The sequence below is a fragment of the Paenibacillus sp. GCM10012306 genome, from assembly GCF_042649265.1.
Classification (GTDB): Bacteria; Bacillota; Bacilli; order Paenibacillales; family Paenibacillaceae; genus Paenibacillus_AQ.
This window is the reverse complement of sequence record NZ_JBHRYW010000001.1, coordinates 763,928-781,041: the sequence shown is the minus strand read 5'-3', so window position 1 is coordinate 781,041 and position 17,114 is coordinate 763,928. Positions and strand designations below refer to the sequence as shown.

16 protein-coding genes are annotated in these 17,114 nt (G+C 50.8%); 4 read left to right on the top strand and 12 right to left on the bottom strand.

Going from position 1 to position 17,114, the window contains the following annotated elements; genetic code table 11:
• Positions 1–81: 81 nt before the first annotated feature.
• The 4 genes from fur to ACFORK_RS03485 all read right to left on the bottom strand — a co-directional run bounded on the left by fur (position 82) and on the right by ACFORK_RS03485 (position 3,191).
• On the bottom strand, positions 82–546 hold the full coding sequence (gene fur, locus ACFORK_RS03500; RefSeq protein ID WP_379195631.1) for a ferric iron uptake transcriptional regulator: 465 nt from the start codon (positions 544–546) through the stop codon (positions 82–84).
• 91 nt (positions 547–637) lie between these two features.
• Positions 638–1,288 carry a stage II sporulation protein M gene (spoIIM, locus tag ACFORK_RS03495; RefSeq protein WP_379195629.1) on the bottom strand — a complete coding sequence of 217 codons (651 nt, stop codon included), beginning with the start codon at positions 1,286–1,288 and terminating at the stop codon, positions 638–640.
• 104 nt (positions 1,289–1,392) lie between these two features.
• Positions 1,393–2,592 (bottom strand): endonuclease Q family protein, encoded by a 1,200-nt coding sequence (locus tag ACFORK_RS03490; protein ID WP_379195627.1) that lies wholly within the window; start codon positions 2,590–2,592, stop codon positions 1,393–1,395.
• The gene (locus ACFORK_RS03485) at positions 2,583–3,191 is read right to left on the bottom strand and encodes an NUDIX hydrolase (protein WP_379195625.1); all 609 of its coding nucleotides are present in this window, start codon (positions 3,189–3,191) and stop codon (positions 2,583–2,585) included. The genes ACFORK_RS03490 and ACFORK_RS03485 overlap by 10 nt, the downstream gene beginning before the upstream one ends.
• Before the next feature lie 43 nt (positions 3,192–3,234).
• On the opposite strand from ACFORK_RS03485, the gene ACFORK_RS03480 reads away from it, so the two are divergent.
• Together ACFORK_RS03480 and ACFORK_RS03475 are read left to right on the top strand one after the other, a co-directional pair.
• The gene (locus ACFORK_RS03480) at positions 3,235–3,408 is read left to right on the top strand and encodes a hypothetical protein (RefSeq protein ID WP_379195623.1); all 174 of its coding nucleotides are present in this window, start codon (positions 3,235–3,237) and stop codon (positions 3,406–3,408) included.
• A 165-nt stretch (positions 3,409–3,573) separates the two neighbouring features.
• Positions 3,574–3,777 carry a hypothetical protein gene (locus tag ACFORK_RS03475; RefSeq protein ID WP_379195621.1) on the top strand — a complete coding sequence of 68 codons (204 nt, stop codon included), beginning with the start codon at positions 3,574–3,576 and terminating at the stop codon, positions 3,775–3,777.
• Between the two features lie 631 nt (positions 3,778–4,408).
• On the opposite strand, the gene ACFORK_RS03470 is transcribed toward ACFORK_RS03475, so the two are convergent.
• Positions 4,409–5,536, bottom strand: a complete 1,128-nt coding sequence (locus ACFORK_RS03470; protein ID WP_379195619.1) for a M20/M25/M40 family metallo-hydrolase — start codon at positions 5,534–5,536, stop codon at positions 4,409–4,411.
• An 86-nt stretch (positions 5,537–5,622) separates the two neighbouring features.
• Here ACFORK_RS03470 and prli42 point away from each other — a divergent pair, with 86 nt between their 5' ends.
• Entirely contained in the window at positions 5,623–5,724 is a 102-nt protein-coding gene (gene prli42, locus ACFORK_RS03465; RefSeq protein ID WP_379195617.1) for a stressosome-associated protein Prli42, read from the top strand.
• A gap of 88 nt (positions 5,725–5,812) precedes the next feature.
• On the opposite strand, the gene lipB is transcribed toward prli42, so the two are convergent.
• The 5 genes from lipB to lpdA form a co-directional block, all read right to left on the bottom strand.
• On the bottom strand, positions 5,813–6,514 hold the full coding sequence (gene lipB / locus ACFORK_RS03460) for a lipoyl(octanoyl) transferase LipB (protein ID WP_379195774.1): 702 nt from the start codon (positions 6,512–6,514) through the stop codon (positions 5,813–5,815).
• A 63-nt stretch (positions 6,515–6,577) separates the two neighbouring features.
• Positions 6,578–8,038, bottom strand: a complete 1,461-nt coding sequence (locus ACFORK_RS03455; RefSeq protein ID WP_379195615.1) for a dihydrolipoamide acetyltransferase family protein — start codon at positions 8,036–8,038, stop codon at positions 6,578–6,580.
• A 228-nt stretch (positions 8,039–8,266) separates the two neighbouring features.
• The gene (locus ACFORK_RS03450) at positions 8,267–9,253 is read right to left on the bottom strand and encodes an alpha-ketoacid dehydrogenase subunit beta (RefSeq protein ID WP_379195613.1); all 987 of its coding nucleotides are present in this window, start codon (positions 9,251–9,253) and stop codon (positions 8,267–8,269) included.
• Positions 9,254–9,256: 3 nt separating this feature from the next.
• Complete coding sequence (locus ACFORK_RS03445) at positions 9,257–10,288, bottom strand: thiamine pyrophosphate-dependent dehydrogenase E1 component subunit alpha (RefSeq protein ID WP_379195611.1); 1,032 nt, start codon at positions 10,286–10,288, stop codon at positions 9,257–9,259.
• Positions 10,289–10,572: 284 nt separating this feature from the next.
• Positions 10,573–11,994: a dihydrolipoyl dehydrogenase gene (gene lpdA / locus ACFORK_RS03440; protein WP_379195609.1), complete on the bottom strand. Its 1,422-nt coding sequence runs from the start codon at positions 11,992–11,994 to the stop codon at positions 10,573–10,575.
• A 170-nt stretch (positions 11,995–12,164) separates the two neighbouring features.
• Here lpdA and ACFORK_RS03435 point away from each other — a divergent pair, with 170 nt between their 5' ends.
• Complete coding sequence (locus ACFORK_RS03435; RefSeq protein WP_379195607.1) at positions 12,165–12,455, top strand: DUF2627 domain-containing protein; 291 nt, start codon at positions 12,165–12,167, stop codon at positions 12,453–12,455.
• Positions 12,456–13,494: 1,039 nt separating this feature from the next.
• Here ACFORK_RS03435 and ACFORK_RS03430 read toward each other — a convergent pair.
• Both ACFORK_RS03430 and ACFORK_RS03425 read right to left on the bottom strand, forming a co-directional pair.
• Positions 13,495–15,342: an ABC transporter ATP-binding protein gene (locus ACFORK_RS03430; protein ID WP_379195605.1), complete on the bottom strand. Its 1,848-nt coding sequence runs from the start codon at positions 15,340–15,342 to the stop codon at positions 13,495–13,497.
• Positions 15,323–17,107, bottom strand: a complete 1,785-nt coding sequence (locus ACFORK_RS03425; RefSeq protein WP_379195603.1) for an ABC transporter ATP-binding protein — start codon at positions 17,105–17,107, stop codon at positions 15,323–15,325. The genes ACFORK_RS03430 and ACFORK_RS03425 overlap by 20 nt, the downstream gene beginning before the upstream one ends.
• Positions 17,108–17,114: the final 7 nt, after the last annotated feature.

The window sequence follows — 17,114 nt, the reverse complement described above, 5'->3', positions numbered from 1 at the left end:
GGCAGATTCATTCAAAAAGCTCCCCCCGGCCATCTAGCCGTAGGAGAGCTTTGTGCGGTAAATCTTCATCTATAATCTTGCTCAGGACGGCTCGCCGTCCGTATTGTTCTTGTCCTTGCAGCGATGGCATATTCCATGAAAATCTAGTCTGTGATCAAGCACCGAGAAATTGTACTCCCTCTCCAGTCGCTCTTCCAGCGGACCTAACCAATCCTCACGGATCTCATCCATACTGCCACATTGCACGCAGATTAGATGGTGATGATGATGCTTCGCCGTATCTGTGCGCAGATCATATCTTGCCACGCCGTCACCGAAATTGATCTTCTCTACGACATGAAGCTCGCTGAGCAGTTCCAAGGTACGATATACGGTCGCCAGACCGATCTCGGGAGCCTTCTCCTTGACGAGCATGAACACGTCTTCCGCGCTTAAGTGATCCTCTTCATTCTCCAGCAGCACTCTTAAGGTCGCTTCCCGTTGAGGTGTTAGCTTGTATCCTTGGGATTGTAGCTGTTGCTTGATTTTATCTATTCGGGCTTCCACCTGTCTCCCTCCCCCTTGGAAAATTAACCACACCGGGCTTCAAACCACTTCTTTTATTATAGGGGGAGTCGCTTTGAGAAGTCAAACGGTTTTAATGAGCGGTTAGCAGGGACAGAGCTTGTACGAGCGATGGGGTGACCCAGCGCATCATCACAGGTGAGACCCAAGTCTCAAAGGAAGCTACGCCCAAGATCAGAAGAGCCATGGCAAAGGACAGTAAGGTGTACATGGCAAACGGCCGGGTAATGGGTGAACGGGTTCGCCCCAGCACTCTGCTGCGGATCATCAGCAAGGAGAAAGCAATCGCAGCTGCACTGGTAACCAGCAGGATCGGAATCAGCACCAGGTTGTGCGGAGCGACCGAGACCAGAGCAAACAACAAGCCATGCCAAGAGTATTGACTAACCAGACAACCTACCGTGAAACCAATCAGGACCCCTTTGAGAAAATCAAGAATAAGAATGCCCGGCAGTCCAATGACGGACAAGCCCAGAATCCAGATCAGACCCACCCATTTGAGATGCAAGACTGCGATACTCCAGAACGATTCCGCTGCCCCCGGAAGCCCCTGCTGGTCTACGGTGACAAAGAAGTTCCCCAAATAGTCACCCAGTTCCTGCTGTTGGTCCATGGTCAGCGCACTCACAATGAGAGCGCCGAAGACCACCCCCACTAGAAACAGTACGGCGACAAAAATATAGAGAGGCGTCTGCTCCTTCATCATCTGCCTTAAATTACGCATCGGGATGTGCTCCTTTCCGGTGTATGTTACACCATATGAGACAACATCCACTTCTATGACTTGTCCTTACGCCGAGGTGGACCTGGGGGTTCCAGCGTCCTTAGCTACTTGTCTTCCCGGACAACCTTGCCGTAGGTTCCTCCGCCACCTGCTGACAACGCAAGTGTACCTGAGCGAGCAGCGACAATGCTTGAAGCCAAATCCGTCCCGGCCACTGCGGCAATCTCATCCTCCCGGGCGGTATGCAAGATATTCATCTCTGTTCCGAACGCGTCCAGCAAAAGCTTCATTTTGGCCTTGCCGAGCCCCGGAATAAATTCAAGCGGCACCTGGTAATGATACTGTGGCCGATAACCTGGCACCTGCGGTGCCTGGCGGTCAGCAATATCCATAATTCGGTCCAGCACGCCCTTCACCAGTTTGAGACTCCCGCAGTAAGGACAGCGCTCTGAGGTGGCATAGGCTTCATCAATGATGCTGCCACAGCCGCCGCAGTATGTCCGGTGGTACTTGCCGAGCCGCGGATTAAGCCCGTAATTGGCGCTCACTCTTCGCCCGTCCTTTCGTTCCAGGGCCAAACGCAGCTCTGCAAACGAAGGCTTGGCCAGCTCCAGTGCGTTGTACTCCCGGCCGATTTTGCCCAGAGAATGAGCGTCAGAGTTGGTCAGAAAGGTATACGGGTCTAGCTCCGACACATAACTAGCCATCTCCGAGTCCGCACTCAGCCCCAGTTCAACTGCCGCAATGCGCTCCAAATCGAAAATATCGGCCATCCGCTCGGCAGAACAGCCATAAATTCCTTTGTGCGGTGTGAAGATATGGGCCGGAATCAATATTCCGCCCCGTTCGTAAATCTCATCTTGCAGCACTTGTGCCGGTGCATACAGACGCTGGGAGCTAAGATTCACATTAGTCATGTGATGACTCATCCAGTGACTAAAATCCGTCATGGTCTCTAAGTCCGGCATAAAGGCCAGGACATGGCACTCTTTTCGCCCCGGCTCACGAATTTCGATCTCCGAACCTAGCAGGATAGTCGTTCCGCGGTAGGTGATCCCCCCGCCTTCAGCCTCCGTCATCTCGCCCGAGTCCAATGCACTCCGGATGTCACGCTGTACGCCTGGAGAGTGGCAATCGATGATTCCAATCAGCTCGATGCCCTTGCGTTCAGCTGCCTCCCTGGCAATATTCGCAAACGTGAGATTGCGGCTGCCGCTGATTTTGACAGGCTGGCCTTCCGATGTCCTCCCGATATGGACATGCAAGTCAGCATAAAAGGTCTTAAGTTCCGGTGTTAGTGCCATTGTCCGGTCAACGTATACAGATGCCAGGCGTACACGGCCATCATCGTTTTGGCGTCGGCAATACGCCCGTCCGCAATATATTGATACGCTTCCTCCAGTGTCAGCTCCGATACTTCCAGGAACTCATCCTCATCCAGGTCCATCTCTCCAACCTGAGCATTCTCTGTGACATACAAATGTATGATCTCATCAGCAAATCCAGGTGAAGTGTAGAACGATTTCAGGTGCTTCAAATCACCGCTATGAAAGCCTGTCTCCTCTTGCAGCTCCCGGTGAGCAGCGACCAGTGGATCCTCGCCCGGGTCTAGCTTGCCTGCGGGAATTTCTACCTCAGTTCGAAGCATCGGCTGCCGATACTGTTCCACCACCAGCAGTTTGTTGTTGTTCAGTGCCAGCACCGCGACAGCACCTGGGTGCTTCACGACCTCACGGGTCGCGGTATTGCCATCCGGCAGTTGAACCGTGTCCACCTGCAAGGTAATAATCTTCCCATCAAAAATCGGCTGAGTGGACAAGGTTACTTCATCCAGGGCCGGATTGCTATTTCGTTTTTGATTATTTTCCATCACATTCTGGTCTCCTTTATCTCTGTTCTGCATACGGTGTATTATAGCAAACTTATCAGGAAAGAAGGTAACGGACATGAACAAGTTCTTCAGCCGTACAAGCTCAGCCGCCGTCATGATGGCAGGATCACCAACGCAAATTAAGGCCGTGCTGGCCGAATGGATCGAGCGATATGGTAGGGATATGCCGCTGGCTTACGTCCTCTCCCTGCATGACGAAGCACGGGCCCGCTCGCCCAAGGCTGGATAAATACATTCACTTCATTAAAATTCCAATTAAACCCCATATTATTTCCAAATGACAAAAGAGGTTCTATACATCCGATTATGTTTGGTCAACGTACGAAGGATGTGTGGTACAGATCGGCTAAAATAAAAACAAACATAGGGTACAACGGGGACAGGAGCAGTGGCAGTGGCTGTAAGAGTAGCTGTAGCGGCAATGGCTGTGGTAGCAGGGGCTGTGGCGGTAGTGACAGTAACAGCAGTGACAGTAACAGCAGTGACAGTAACAGCAGCAATAGTGAGAGTAGCGGTAGCAGCAATAACATCGATGGGCGACATAGACAGCACATGGATGACTAAGAGGAAAATAACCGGAATTTCTCCTGTTATTTGAAGCCATTTACTCATCCAGAACTAAATAACGGGAAAAACTCCCGTTAATTTAGGAATATCAATCAATAAGCTGGGCTTGGGCCTGAAATAACAGGAGTAAATCCTGTTATTTCTTGATCTATAGCGGATTCACCAGAATTAACGTGACTTTTTCCAGTTATTTTCTCATAACACGTATGTACCTTCACGATAACACAAGCTACGACAGGATAACCTACCTTTTCATGTAACTCGATTTCACTTCATCATTTCACATAATTCGCATCCAATTCACCTTTTCAAGTGACGCGCATCTACCTCATCTCTTAACATAACGCACCTACTCCATCTTTTCACGTGACTAGCAGCTACTTTTCCTTCTTACGTGACTCACATCTACTCCACCTCCTCATGTCACTCGTACCTACTCACCTTTTCAGGTAACTCGCATCTACCCTACCTTTGCGCATTACACGCGCACCTCACCGTCTCCTTTTTCGGCTACCGCCATCTTAAAACACCTACAAAAATAGGCCAATCAGAATTTTCTGGCTGACCTAATAATACGAAAAAAGCTGTTACCTGTTCTGGCAGTATGCCAGTCAGATAACAGCTCTTTGTGTTGAGTTCAGCAGGGAGGGGCTGTAGCCAGCCTATCCCTTAACGTTCTCCTGAATGATGGCGACCACCAGTTCAGCGGCTTTGGCGATATCCGCAGCCTTAATTCGCTCCTGGGTCGTGTGGATGTGCTCGTAACCAATGGCAAGATTGACTGTTGGCACCTTCAGTCCGTTGAACACGTTGGCATCGCTGCCGCCGCCGGAAGCAAACAGGCGCGTTGTCAGGCCAAGCGACGTGATCGCACGGTCTGCAAGCTGCACAACAGGATCATGCTGATTGAAGCTAAACGCCGGATAGATCACTTCGCTGCGGAATTCACATTCTGCGTTATATTCGCGGACCGTTGTCTCCAGCGCTTCGCGCATGGATTCAATCTGCCGATCCACCTTCTCCTGTACAATACTACGTGCTTCCGCATCGAGCTGCACATGATCGCATACGACATTCGTCGGACCGCCGCCAGCGAATTTGCCAATATTGGCCGTAGTTTCGCTGTCAATTCTGCCCAGCTTCATTGCCGAGATCGCTTTGCTGGCCACTTGAATAGCGCTAATTCCGTCCTCTGGATTAACCCCGGCATGCGCAGATTTCCCGTAAATTTGCATAGTAATTCTCGCCTGAGTCGGTGCAGACACGGCAATCGCACCTACTTCACCATTAGAGTCCAGTGCAAAACCAATCTCAGCGTCCAAATGCTTCGCGTCCATAGCACGTGCGCCCAACAACCCCGACTCCTCTCCGGCTGTGATAACGAACTGAATCTGTCCATGCGGCAGACCTTGCTCTTGGATCACCCGAATCGCTTCAAACAGTGCCGCTAATCCGGCTTTATCATCTGCACCCAGGATCGTGCTTCCGTCACTTGTAATCCAGCCGTCTTCATGCAGAGTTGGCTTAATGCCTTTACCGGGCACCACTGTGTCCATATGGCAAGTGAACAGTAGCTTAGGCGCCACTACTCCTTGATCTGCAGGCCATGTGACAAACAAATTGCCCGCTCCATGTCCTGTCCGCTCCTGGGAGTCATCTTCGACAACTTCCAGACCCAGCGCTTTGAACTTGCTCGTCAACACATCGGCAATTTCCCGTTCATTTCCCGTCTCACTGTCCACACGGACAAGCTCCATAAATTCCTGTATCAATCGGTCCTGTACAATCACTGGACTTCCCTCTCTTTCGCGGATACGTTACAATAGTTGTAATTGTGATATGTTCATAACTTAAACTAATTTAAAAGGAGTCACTCATGCAACGTCAAAAATGGTTTCGTATCGTTATCTACGTTATGCTGATCGCCATGATCGCATCCACCTTGCTAGGTTTCATCGAGCTCTTCCTTGTCGGCTAATCTCCTGCACAGGCAACGATAATAATAGCGGCCAGGGTTCTCCCGGCCGCTATTTGGATTTTCCATTTTTCCCGGGACCCAATCACACTTAAAGTTCATTCCAGGACGAAATGGCTTCACTATCAAAAGGAAAATGCTGCAGAAAATGAGGAATCAGCGACTGTGCCACTTCCTCAATCTCCACTGAGTGACCAACGCATGCCTCCAGAGAGGTCACCCCATACTCCGTAATGCCACAGGGGACAATGCCCTGAAAGCCTTGGCGGGCGATTTCCGCAGAAATGTTAAAAGCAAAGCCGTGGCTGGTAATAAACCCTCTGCGATGTTTGCTTTTATTAAACTTCACACCGATCGCGCAAATCTTCTCATCGCCTACCCATACACCTGTATATTCCGGCTTACGGCTGCCTACGATGCCATGAGAAGCAAGATAATCAATAATTACTGCTTCCAAAGTGCGCAAATAGCCATGAAGATCCACTCTGCCCTGTTCGCCCAGCTTCAATAGCGGATAGCCGACCAATTGTCCGGGCCCATGATATGTAATATCCCCGCCGCGGTCGATTTCAAACAAAGCAATGCCCTGTTCCTTCAATTGTACACTGTCCAAAAGAAGATGCTCGGGATGATTCTGCGATCCGATGGTATAGGTAGGCGGGTGCTGCAAAAGGATCAACTGCTCCGGCTGCTCGCCACGGTCAATCCCTTGCACAAGCTTCTTCTGCAGCTCCCATGCTGGACCATATTCCATCAATGGTGTATAGGAAATACGCAGCCTTTGATCATTCAAATTCTCCATGCGTCAGGGTCCCCTTTAGCGAGTCTCTGTTTCCTGTGATGGGCCGGGTATGGATCAGTAAAGCTTCGTTTCCGGCGTATAGCCTTCAATATTATCTTTTACACGTTGCAGGAAGCGTCCACAAATCACACCATCGAGAATCCGGTGATCGAGCGACAGACAGATGTTCGCCATGGAACGCACGGCAATCATGTCATTGATGACAACCGGCTTTTTCACGATGGATTCAAAGGTCAGTATTGCCGCCTGCGGATAGTTAATTATTGGATAAGACAGAATCGAACCAAATGAGCCGGTATTGTTGACGGTAAAGGTTCCACCTTGCATGTCATCGAGGCGCAGCTTGCCCTCCCGAGTCTTCTGTGCCAGTTCGTCAATTTCACGAGCCAGACCCGCGATGTTCTTCTGATCGGCCTTCTTGATCACCGGAGTCATTACGGAGTCTTCCGTGCCGACAGCCAGCGAGATGTTGATATCACGCTTCACGATGATTTTGTTAACCGCCCAGACCGAGTTCATGATCGGATAATCCTTAATAGCACTAACCACTGCTTTCATCATAAAAGCCAGGTAAGTCAGATTAATGCCTTCCTTGCGCTTGAAATCATCCTTTAGCTTGTTGCGCAGAGCAACGAGATTGGTTACATCCACTTCAATCATGGTCCAGGCATGTGGAATTTCCGACACACTTTGGCGCATTCTGGTCGCAATGGTATTACGGATCGGTGTGACATCGATCAAGTATTCGGAAGCGCCATTTTGCGCTCCTTCAATCTCAATTGATGGAATTCGCGGGGATTCACTTAAGTGCAATCCAGAATGGCGAACCGGCTCAAGCGGTGCCGATGCTTCTTCCGCCATTGGCGATGCAGTTGGAACTGCCGGAGTTGGTGTCTGTGCATATGTTGGTGCCTGTACGTATGTTGGCGCCTGCGTCGTAGTCGTAGTCGGAGCAGGAGCTTGTGCTACATTTTGCCCAGCAGCAGTGGCACCTCCCGCTTCCAAGTACGACAGCACATCCTTACGGGTAATGCGTCCGCCCATGCCTGTACCACTAACAGCAGTCAAATCAATGTTATGCTCTGCTGCCAGCGTCTGAACGGCCGGAGAATAGCGGGCACGCATCGGAGCATCAGCAGATGAAGCAGAAATCGCAGGTCTTCCAGCTGGCGGAGTAACTGGTACTGCCTGTGCTGCCACAGCGCCAACAGGCGATTGCGGAGTTGCGCTGGCTGCGACCGAACCCACTTCAGAAGATGATACAGGTACAGCAATACGGCAAATCACTTCGCCTACGTTAATCGTCTGGCCTTCCTCAGCCAGAAGCTCGCCCATAATTCCATCAACAGTAGAAGGCAGCTCAGCATTTACTTTATCCGTAATAAGTTCACACAGCGGCTCATACTGCTCCACCGGATCGCCCGGTTTCTTCAGCCATTTGCCAATGGTTGCCGACACAAGCGATTCCGCGAGCTGAGGCATAACCACGTCGGTCAACTTTTGATTGTCAGACATAATTTCACTCCTTAAAAGTTTTACGAAGCTATGCTTCCTAGAGTTACTCCGCAGTAAAACTGGCTTCCGAAGCGACCGCTTAGTTTTACGAAGCTATACACCTTGAGCTACTCCGCAGTAAAACTTGACTTCGAAAGCAACCGCTTAGTTTTACGAAGCTATACTCCTTGAGTTACTACGCAGTAAAACTTGACTTCGAAAGCATTCGCTCCGCAAAACAAATGAATGTTAGTATTGTGCCAGTCGAAGCATTTCTGCCTTCACTTTATCCTTGCTAAGCATGAAGAATTTCTCCATTGGCGGACTAATCGGCATGGCCGGTACATCCGGACCGCAGAGTCTGAAGATTGGGGCATCCAGATCAAACAAGCAATGCTCGGCAATAATGGCTGCGACCTCACCGCCGACACCACCGAATTTGTTGTCCTCATGAACGATCAGCACCTTGCCCGTTTGACGAACTGCAGCGATAATCGCAGCTGTATCCAGCGGCTGCAACGTACGCAGATCGAGGATATGTGCGGTGATGCCTTCCTCACGCTCCAGTTCTTCCGCTGCCTGCATGGCAAAATGCAACGGGAGGCTATAGCTGATGACCGTAATATCACTGCCCTCGCGCAGCAGGTTCGCTTCACCGATCGGCACTGTGTAGTCACCTTCGGGAACGTCCCCTTTTATCAGCTTGTAGCATTTTTTATGTTCAAAGAACAGGACCGGATCGGGGTCACGTACTGCGGCCTTCAGCAGCCCTTTGGCATCATAGGCCGAGTATGGTGCTATGATTTTCAAGCCTGGTGTACCGAAAAAGATGGATTCAGCACACTGTGAATGGTACAGGCCTCCGAAGATACCGCCACCGATAGGTGCACGAATCACCAGCGGACAGTCCCAATCATTGTTGGAACGGTAACGGATTTTGGCCGCTTCACTAATAATTTGGTTGGTTGCTGGCAGCATGAAATCCGAATACTGCATCTCGGCAATCGGCTTCATACCGTACATGGCTGCACCGATGGCAACCCCGGCGATCGCGGATTCCGCAAGTGGTGTATCCAGAACACGCTCTTCACCGAACTGTTCCTGCAGTCCCTTGGTTGTCGTGAATACGCCGCCTTTTACACCTACATCCTCACCCAGTACGAAGACGGAGTCATCGCGCTCCATTTCTTCCTTCATTGCCAGCCGAATAGCGTCAATATATTCCATCATAGCCATGTCTTATACCCCTCCTTGTGACTGGGAATCGCTGTACACATGCAGCAGCGTATCTTCCGGTTTCGGGAACGGTGCATTGTCCGCGTATTCAATCGCTTCTTTCAGCTCCAGATTGCACTCCGCCACGAGATCACGTTCCTGCTCCTCGCTCCAAAGTCCCAGCGCTGTCAAATAATCGCGGAAACGGGCTACGCCATCCTTTTTCCAGTTCTCGTCAACCTCTTCCTTCGTCCGGTAAGCCAGATCGTTATCAGAAGTCGAGTGCGGCGCTAAGCGGTACATCATCGCTTCAATCAAGGTAGGACCTTCACCAGCTAACGCTCGTTCGCGCGCTTCCTTCACTACACGATACACTTCCAGCGGATCATTGCCGTCAACACGAATACCCGGGAATCCATAACCTAACGCGCGGTCGCTGACCTTCCCGCCAAGCTGGCGGTGGGCCGGAATGGAGATGGCGTACTGGTTGTTCTCGCACATAATAATAACTGGAAGCTTGTTGACCCCTGCAAAGTTACATGCTTCATGAAAATCTCCCTGGTTGCTGGAGCCTTCCCCAAAGGTGACAAAAGAAACAAATGGCTTCTTCTTCATCTTGGCAGCCAGCGCAAAGCCAACCGCATGCGGCACCTGAGTCGTTACCGGACTTGATCCGGTTACGATCCGCAGACGTTTGCTGCCGAAATGGCCTGGCATCTGCCGGCCACCGCTGTTAGGGTCTTCTGCTTTAGCGAAGACGGACAACATCAATTCACGCACCGTCATCCCGACAGACAATACGAAAGCATAATCGCGGTAGTATGGCAAAAAATAATCATTCTGCCGATCCAGTGCAAAAGCCGCTGCCACCTGGGCCGCCTCCTGGCCGATACCGGAGACATGGAAATTGATCTTTCCGGCGCGCTGCAGCAACAGGCTGCGCTCATCGTATTTGCGAGAGAGCTGCATATATCTGTACATATCAATGACCTGGCCGTCGCTGAGTCCAAGCTGCTTATGTCGGTTAACGATTTCTACAGTACCTTGCAATTCCATAAATGAGGTACCTCCTAAAGTTTGGTAAGCGTAACTTCTTCGAGCTCCTTCGTACAAAACGCCTTCGAAGGGATACGCTTGTTCATAAAGTCTCAATTCTTAGACTGTTTTAGGACCACCTATACCCTGATCTTAAAACCAGGTACTAAGACTTGGCTTGAGTCTATTATAATCCCAACTTACTCAAAAAGAAAAGCCGGAAATACACGTTTGACAGCCCTTTTGAAGCCATTTGGGCAGCAGAACCTGTTGTCTGCTGTCCCTCATGTCCCGCGCAGTGCATTTTATAAGCCGATTGCCTTGCCATCGACTGCCAGCATGGCCTCGCCCACGATCTCCGACAACGTCGGATGTGCATGGATCGCCTCGCCAACTTCCCAAGGTGTCGCGTCCAGCAGTTGGGCCAGCGCCGCTTCCCCGATCAGATCGGTCACATGCGGCCCGATCATCTGCACACCAAGGATGTCACGGCTGCTGCGATCAGCCACGACCTTGACGAACCCGTCCTGTAAGCCGTATACAATAGCTTTGCCAATGGCCGAGAACGGGAACTTACCGGTAACGACATCATGCCCCAGTGCCTTGGCTTCCTTCTCCGTATAACCTACGCTTGCAACCTCAGGCCGTGTGTACACACAGCGGGGAACAAGGTGGGGATGATAAGGATGAAGTGGCTCCCCGGCCAAGTGATTCACAGCCCGAATGCCTTCATGGCTGGCTGCATGGGCCAGCTGCAATCCGCCAATGCAGTCACCGATCGCATAGATATGCGGCTCGCTGGTCTGCATGTTGGCGTTGACCGAGATAACACCCTTCTCTACGCGGATGTCCGTGTTCTCCAGACCAATATTCTCCACATTAGCTACCCGCCCTACCGATACGAGTAGTTTCTCAGCCGTCAGAACTTGCCGCTTTTCGCCTTTTACCGCTTCGATGGACAACGTGTCCCCACTGCTGCTGAAGCTCTCTGCCTCCACAGTCGTACCTGTTAAAATCTTAACGCCCCTTTTCTTCAGAAGACGCTGCAGTTCACGTGCCACTTCCTCATCTTCCTGCGGCAGAAGCTGGTCTGCGGCTTCCACCACGGTCACCTCTACGCCGAAATCAGCCAGCATGGAAGCCCACTCTACACCAATCACTCCGCCGCCGACGATGATCATCGAAGACGGAAGCTCTTCCAGCGTCAAAGCTTCTTCACTGCTGAGGATCATCTTGCCGTCAGGCTGGAGTCCTGGCAGAACACGCGGACGGGAACCGGTAGCGATAATGAGATGCTCCGAGACAACGGTCTCCATCTCGCCATCTTCCAGTTCCACTGCCACAGCACCGCTGCGTGGAGAAAAAATAGAAGGGCCAGTCACGCGCCCTTTCCCTTTAATGACTTGTATTTTATTTTTGCGCATCAAATACTGTACGCCTTGATGAAGTTGATCGACTACGGATTCCTTGCGCTGCTGTACTTTAGGGAATACGAGCTTTACGCCATTAGTCTCAATACCATAGCTTTCGCTCTCCTGTATTTCCGCGTACACTTCGGCGCTGCGCAAAAGCGATTTGCTTGGAATACAGCCACGATGCAGGCAGGTTCCGCCCAGTTTGTCCATTTCGATGACGACAACAGATTTCCCTAATTGCGCAGCACGGATTGCGGCCACATAACCTCCGGTTCCTCCACCTAGCACTGCCACGTCGCATGAAATTGTCATGATATGTATCCTCCAGTCATTACACTTAGCTTTGAATGTTAATCTACTACATTGTACTCCCTTTTCCGCCTATTACAAAATGTATAAACGTCATATGTCAATGGACTTTTAGAGAGTGAAGCGTTATCATAATGGTGAACTTACAGCGCCTAGAAGGGTAGGAGACACTTATGAGACTGCTCATTTCACGCTTTATTGCCATCCTTATCCTTGTAATTCCCGGCCTTGTCGCCATGAAAGGCTTTCTCATGATGAAGGATGATATCTTCGACTATTACTCCATGCATGGAGATGATAGCGTCACCCCGGTATTCGCCTGGCTTCATTTTGGCGGGGGACTAGTGTTGTTCGCAGCAGGCATGACTTTCCTCGGCGGCTGGATTCTCACCCGTGACCGCAAACGTAATTACGTCGGTCCCCGGTTCCGGGAGAAGCAACAGACGAACGGAACAAAACAGTAAAAAATGCTTTACCGCCAGCTATTTATTGAATTCACTCTACTACATAACATAAAAATCGGCATTGTCCGGTGAAGTTTGGACTTACAGTCTCTATTGTCTTCAGGTTTCTTCTATGTTAACTGCTTGAAGCAGTGGTATGCAGGAGACAGCCGATGCTTTCGACTTTCGATACTAGCTTTCCGTTAGAAAGTTCTCAGGCGATCGCTATCGCACATTTACCAGTAGTTTTAACAGTGAAAAATGGTCTACCACCTAATTAAGTGCATTTTTGTATCTTATTTCTCTTCGATATAGGAAAAAGAAGCAAATAAGGACATTTTTGTATCTTAATTTTCAAAAAAGCACGCTTAACAGGGGATTCCGGAGGAATTAAGGTACAATATTGCACTTATTTCCCGCTAAGCGGTAACGTCAGCGTATTTAAGGTACAAAAATGCCGTTAATTGTAATTCGTTAATTGCAATTCGTTAATCACACTTCGTAAATCATTATATTAATGTGTTCCACATATTTGTTTCTCAAAAAACTCCTAAACGTTAGCACATCAAATAAGAAGCTCCCCAAGATAGCGCAAATGCACCTTCGGGGAGCTTCTTATGGTTACTGTGTATAAGACGAAACTTGGCACTCGAACGTAAGCTTGAACGTAAGCTCGAACGTAAAATTCAAACGGAGGCTCGAATGTAACGCTCGAACGTAAAATTCAAACGGAGGCTCGAATGTAACGCTCAAACGTAAACTCAAACGGAGGCTCGAATGTAACGCCCAAACGTAAAATTCAAACGGAGGCGCGAATGTAACGCCCAAACGTAAACTCAAACGGAGGCGCGAATGTAACGCTCAAACGTAAACTCAAACGGAGGCTCGAATGTAACGCCCAAACGTAAACTCAAACGGAGGCTCGAATGTAACGCCCAAGCGTAAACTCAAACGGAGGCTCGAATGTAACGCTCAAACGTAAGCTAAAACGTAAACTCAAACGTAACGCTCGGTCTTCCTACGGTAGATATTTGGACTTCTAGTCACTGTTGTCCCCAGGTCAGTTAACTGCTGCTTTCCGCTGGCCTTGCACCAGATCCTGATACAGCCCCTCTTCCTGAAGCAGCTTCTCGTGGGAACCCTGCTGGATCAAATTTCCACCCTGCAAGACGAGAATACGATCAGCTGAACGGATCGTGTTCAAGCGATGGGCGATAACAAAGCTGGTTCGGCCCTTCATCAGTGCCTGCAAGCCTTCCTGGATTTTGACCTCTGTCACCGTATCAATACTACTGGTCGCTTCATCCAGTATAAGCATGGCTGGATCGGCCAGAATGGCTCTGGCAATCGCCAGCAGCTGCTTCTGGCCTTGACTGATTCCACTGCCATCTGCAGATAGCATGCGATCATAACCGCCAGGCATTCGCATGATGAAAGAATGCGCGTTAGCCAGCTTCGCGGCCTGCTCGACTTCCTCATCGGTAGCATCCAGCTTACCATAGCGGATATTGTCCCGGATGCTGCCCTTGAAGAGAAAGGAATCCTGCAAAACAAAAGCCATATGCCCACGCAGACTCTCGCGCTTGATCGAAGTGATATCCCGGCCGTCTATCATAATGTGGCCTTCGCTCGGATCGTAGAAACGGGATAACAGGCCTATCAGCGTTGTTTTGCCAGCTCCTGTCGGCCCAACCAAGGCAATCATCTCGCCAGGCTTTGCCTCGAAACTGATATTTCGCAGCGTATCCCCTTCACCGTCATAAGAAAAAGCCACCTCACTGAATTGAACAGCCCCTGCTACATGATCCAGCGCGATCGCCGCCCCCTCATCACGGGCCTCTGTCTCCTCATCCAACACCTCAAATACCCGTTCTGCCCCAGCGATTGCCGACAATAGTGTATTCCACTGGTTCGCCAGATCGTTAAGCGGCCGGGTGAATTGGCGGGTGTACTCCACGAAGACGAGAATGACACCGACTGAAATGGAGCCATGGAGCGCCAGCAAGCCGCCGACTCCGGCAACAATGGCGAAGCTCAGGTTGTTCAAGCTGTTCATCAGCTTCGGAATGAAGCCGGAGATCGACTGTGCCCAGTACCCGGAGAGCATGATCCGGTTATTCCGCTCACGGAAGCCCTCGATCACTCTTGTCTCCTGTGAGAACGCCTTAATAATCCGCTGGCCGGACAACGTTTCTTCAATATAGCCGTTCAGTTCACCCATATTGCGCTGCCGCTCCTTGAAGAGCGGACCTGTCCGCCGTGTAATCCAGCGCATACCAAACACCATTAGCGGCACCACAATAAACGTCAACAGTGTCAGCAGCGGGCTGAGCCATAACATAACGGCCAGTGTTCCCACCAGTGTAAGCACGCTGGAGAAAATCTGGATCGCTGAGCTGTTCAGCGTAGAGCTGACATTCTCGATATCATTAGTCAGACGGCTCATAATCTCGCCCTGCTGTCTGCGGTTAAAGAACGAAATCGGCAGCCTGTGAAGATAAGCGAACAGTTCCGTTCGCATCCGGTAGATGGTCTCCTGGGCAACCTCGATCATCCAAATATTTTGCAGCCAGGAGGTAAGTGAATAGAGAACATAGACCAACGACAGTGCACCGAGGAAAATCCCCCAGGACCGGCCCCCTGCACCTTCCAAATAATCGTCCACCGCCACCCCAATCATATAAGGACCTAGCAGCGACAACCCCGAGCTCAGGATTACCATGAACAGTACCAGTCCCAGCTTGGCTTTGCGCTCAGCAAGGTAGCTCCAGATCCGTTTTAGCGTACTGGACCAGTCCTTAGCCTTACCCTTGGGCTTGTGTCCGGAAGGTGTCCCGAAGCCGCTGCCAGTCCCCAGCTCAATGTCCGGCTTCGGATGGCGGAATGCTTCAAGTAAGGCTTTCAACATGTTGTTCCGCCTCCCCTGTCTGTGATTCAAGAATGGTCCGATAGAGCTTCGAACTGTCCATCAGCTCATCATGTGAGCCACGTCCAATCAGGCGGCCTTCATCCAGCACCAGAATCAGATCTGCAGATACTGTAGAGCTGATCTTCTGAGTAATCAGGAATGTTGTACAGGACATTTCCTTCAGAGCCTGGAGCAACAAGCCTTCGGTTACCGCGTCCAGCGCACTTGTACTGTCATCAAGAATCAGTATTGCCGGCTTGCGAACAAGAGCCCGGGCAATCGTTAGCCGCTGCTTCTGACCGCCGGACAGATTGACACCCCGTTGGCCCAGCAGTGTATCGTAGCCCTTCGGCAGATTTACGATCGTCTCATGAATCTGGGCCGCTGCTGCAGCCTGCTCGATCTCCTCCTGAGTGGCATGCTCATTGCCCCAGGCAATGTTCTCACGCACCGTGCCGCTGAAGAGCAGCACTTCCTGCGGAACATAGCCGATGGCGCCGCGAAGCTTCGTGAGATCCAGCTTGTCGGAATTCACTCCGTCTACTGTGATCACTCCGCCACTTTCTTCATAGAGACGGGGGATCAGGCCAACGAGTGAGGATTTTCCGGAACCGGTAGCGCCCATAATAGCCACCCGCTGTCCAGGCTGCACCGCAAAGGACACATCCTCCAGCACAGCGATTTCGCTGCCGGGATAGCGGAAGCTCACTCTGTCAAAAACAACACCGCCCTTGATTCCTGCCACAGGTTCACCGGCATGCTCTGAGTCTGATGTCGCAAGTGCCGGAAATCCGAGTGCTCCGTCTGTTTCGTCCGAAGAGGGATTGCCAGCAGCCATGACCTCTCCAATCCGCTGTGCAGACGCGCGAGCGCGAGAGAAGGTTACCACGATCCAGGATAATGCGGATAAGGCACCGATCGTCCGCAGCGAATAGTTGACCACTGCAACCGTCTCTCCCAAGGTGGCACTGCCCGCAGAAATATCTACACGCCCGTACCACAGAACGGCCACAATCGCCGCGTTTACAATCAATAGGATGAACGGCATCGTAGTCTCTGTAAGACGAAGTGCAGATATCGTTGTTCTCATCAAATTGCCGCTAAAGTTAGCAAAACGGCCGATTTCATGGCCCATCCGTACGAAGACCCGAATCAGGCGAATACCTGTCAGATTTTCCTGAATGACACCGTTCACGCCATCAAGACGGTTCTGAACCGTACGGAACAACGCGGAGGCTTTTTTCATCACCCAATATAAAAACACGATCAGAATCGGTAAGGTTACCGCGAGGAGCAGGCCCAGCTTAAAATGCACGACCAGCGCCATGATGACACTGCCCAATACCACGAGCGGAACCCGGGTCATAAAACGCAGACTCATGAACACCGTATCCTGAAGCTGGGAGACATCGACGGTCAGACGGGTAATCAGCGACGAGGTGGCAAAACGGTTAAACACTTCATACGTAAAGCTCTGTACTTTCTCATACAGCCGGTCCCGTAGATCGAAGGCAAAGCTCTGGCTGGCATGTGATGCGAGAAAAGAACTCAGCACACCGGCTATAAACGCCAGGGCCGCGCTGCCAATGAGCACCCCACCCCACAGCCACACCACCGATGCGTTCTGCCCCCTGATTCCGTCATCAATAATTTTGGAAATCAGGAGGGGCTGGGACAATTCCACAGCAAGCTCAATGACCATCATGACCAGTGCAGCGATGGAGGCGACTCTGTATTTTTTGAGAAAAGTAAAAATGATGTCCATAAGCAGT

Excerpts from the sequence above, each read along its gene's own strand:
- spoIIM (WP_379195629.1), bottom strand. The coding sequence starts at position 1,288 with ATGCGTAATTTAAGGCAGATGATGAAGGAGCAGACGCCTCTCTATATT.
- ACFORK_RS03490 (WP_379195627.1), bottom strand. The coding sequence starts at position 2,592 with ATGGCACTAACACCGGAACTTAAGACCTTTTATGCTGACTTGCATGTC.
- ACFORK_RS03485 (WP_379195625.1), bottom strand. The coding sequence starts at position 3,191 with ATGCAGAACAGAGATAAAGGAGACCAGAATGTGATGGAAAATAATCAA.
- ACFORK_RS03480 (WP_379195623.1), top strand. The coding sequence starts at position 3,235 with ATGAACAAGTTCTTCAGCCGTACAAGCTCAGCCGCCGTCATGATGGCA.
- prli42 (WP_379195617.1), top strand. The coding sequence starts at position 5,623 with ATGCAACGTCAAAAATGGTTTCGTATCGTTATCTACGTTATGCTGATC.
- ACFORK_RS03455 (WP_379195615.1), bottom strand. The coding sequence starts at position 8,038 with ATGTCTGACAATCAAAAGTTGACCGACGTGGTTATGCCTCAGCTCGCG.
- ACFORK_RS03450 (WP_379195613.1), bottom strand. The coding sequence starts at position 9,253 with ATGGCTATGATGGAATATATTGACGCTATTCGGCTGGCAATGAAGGAA.
- ACFORK_RS03445 (WP_379195611.1), bottom strand. The coding sequence starts at position 10,288 with ATGGAATTGCAAGGTACTGTAGAAATCGTTAACCGACATAAGCAGCTT.
- lpdA (WP_379195609.1), bottom strand. The coding sequence starts at position 11,994 with ATGACAATTTCATGCGACGTGGCAGTGCTAGGTGGAGGAACCGGAGGT.
- ACFORK_RS03435 (WP_379195607.1), top strand. The coding sequence starts at position 12,165 with ATGAGACTGCTCATTTCACGCTTTATTGCCATCCTTATCCTTGTAATT.
- ACFORK_RS03430 (WP_379195605.1), bottom strand. The coding sequence starts at position 15,342 with ATGTTGAAAGCCTTACTTGAAGCATTCCGCCATCCGAAGCCGGACATT.
- ACFORK_RS03425 (WP_379195603.1), bottom strand. The coding sequence starts at position 17,107 with ATGGACATCATTTTTACTTTTCTCAAAAAATACAGAGTCGCCTCCATC.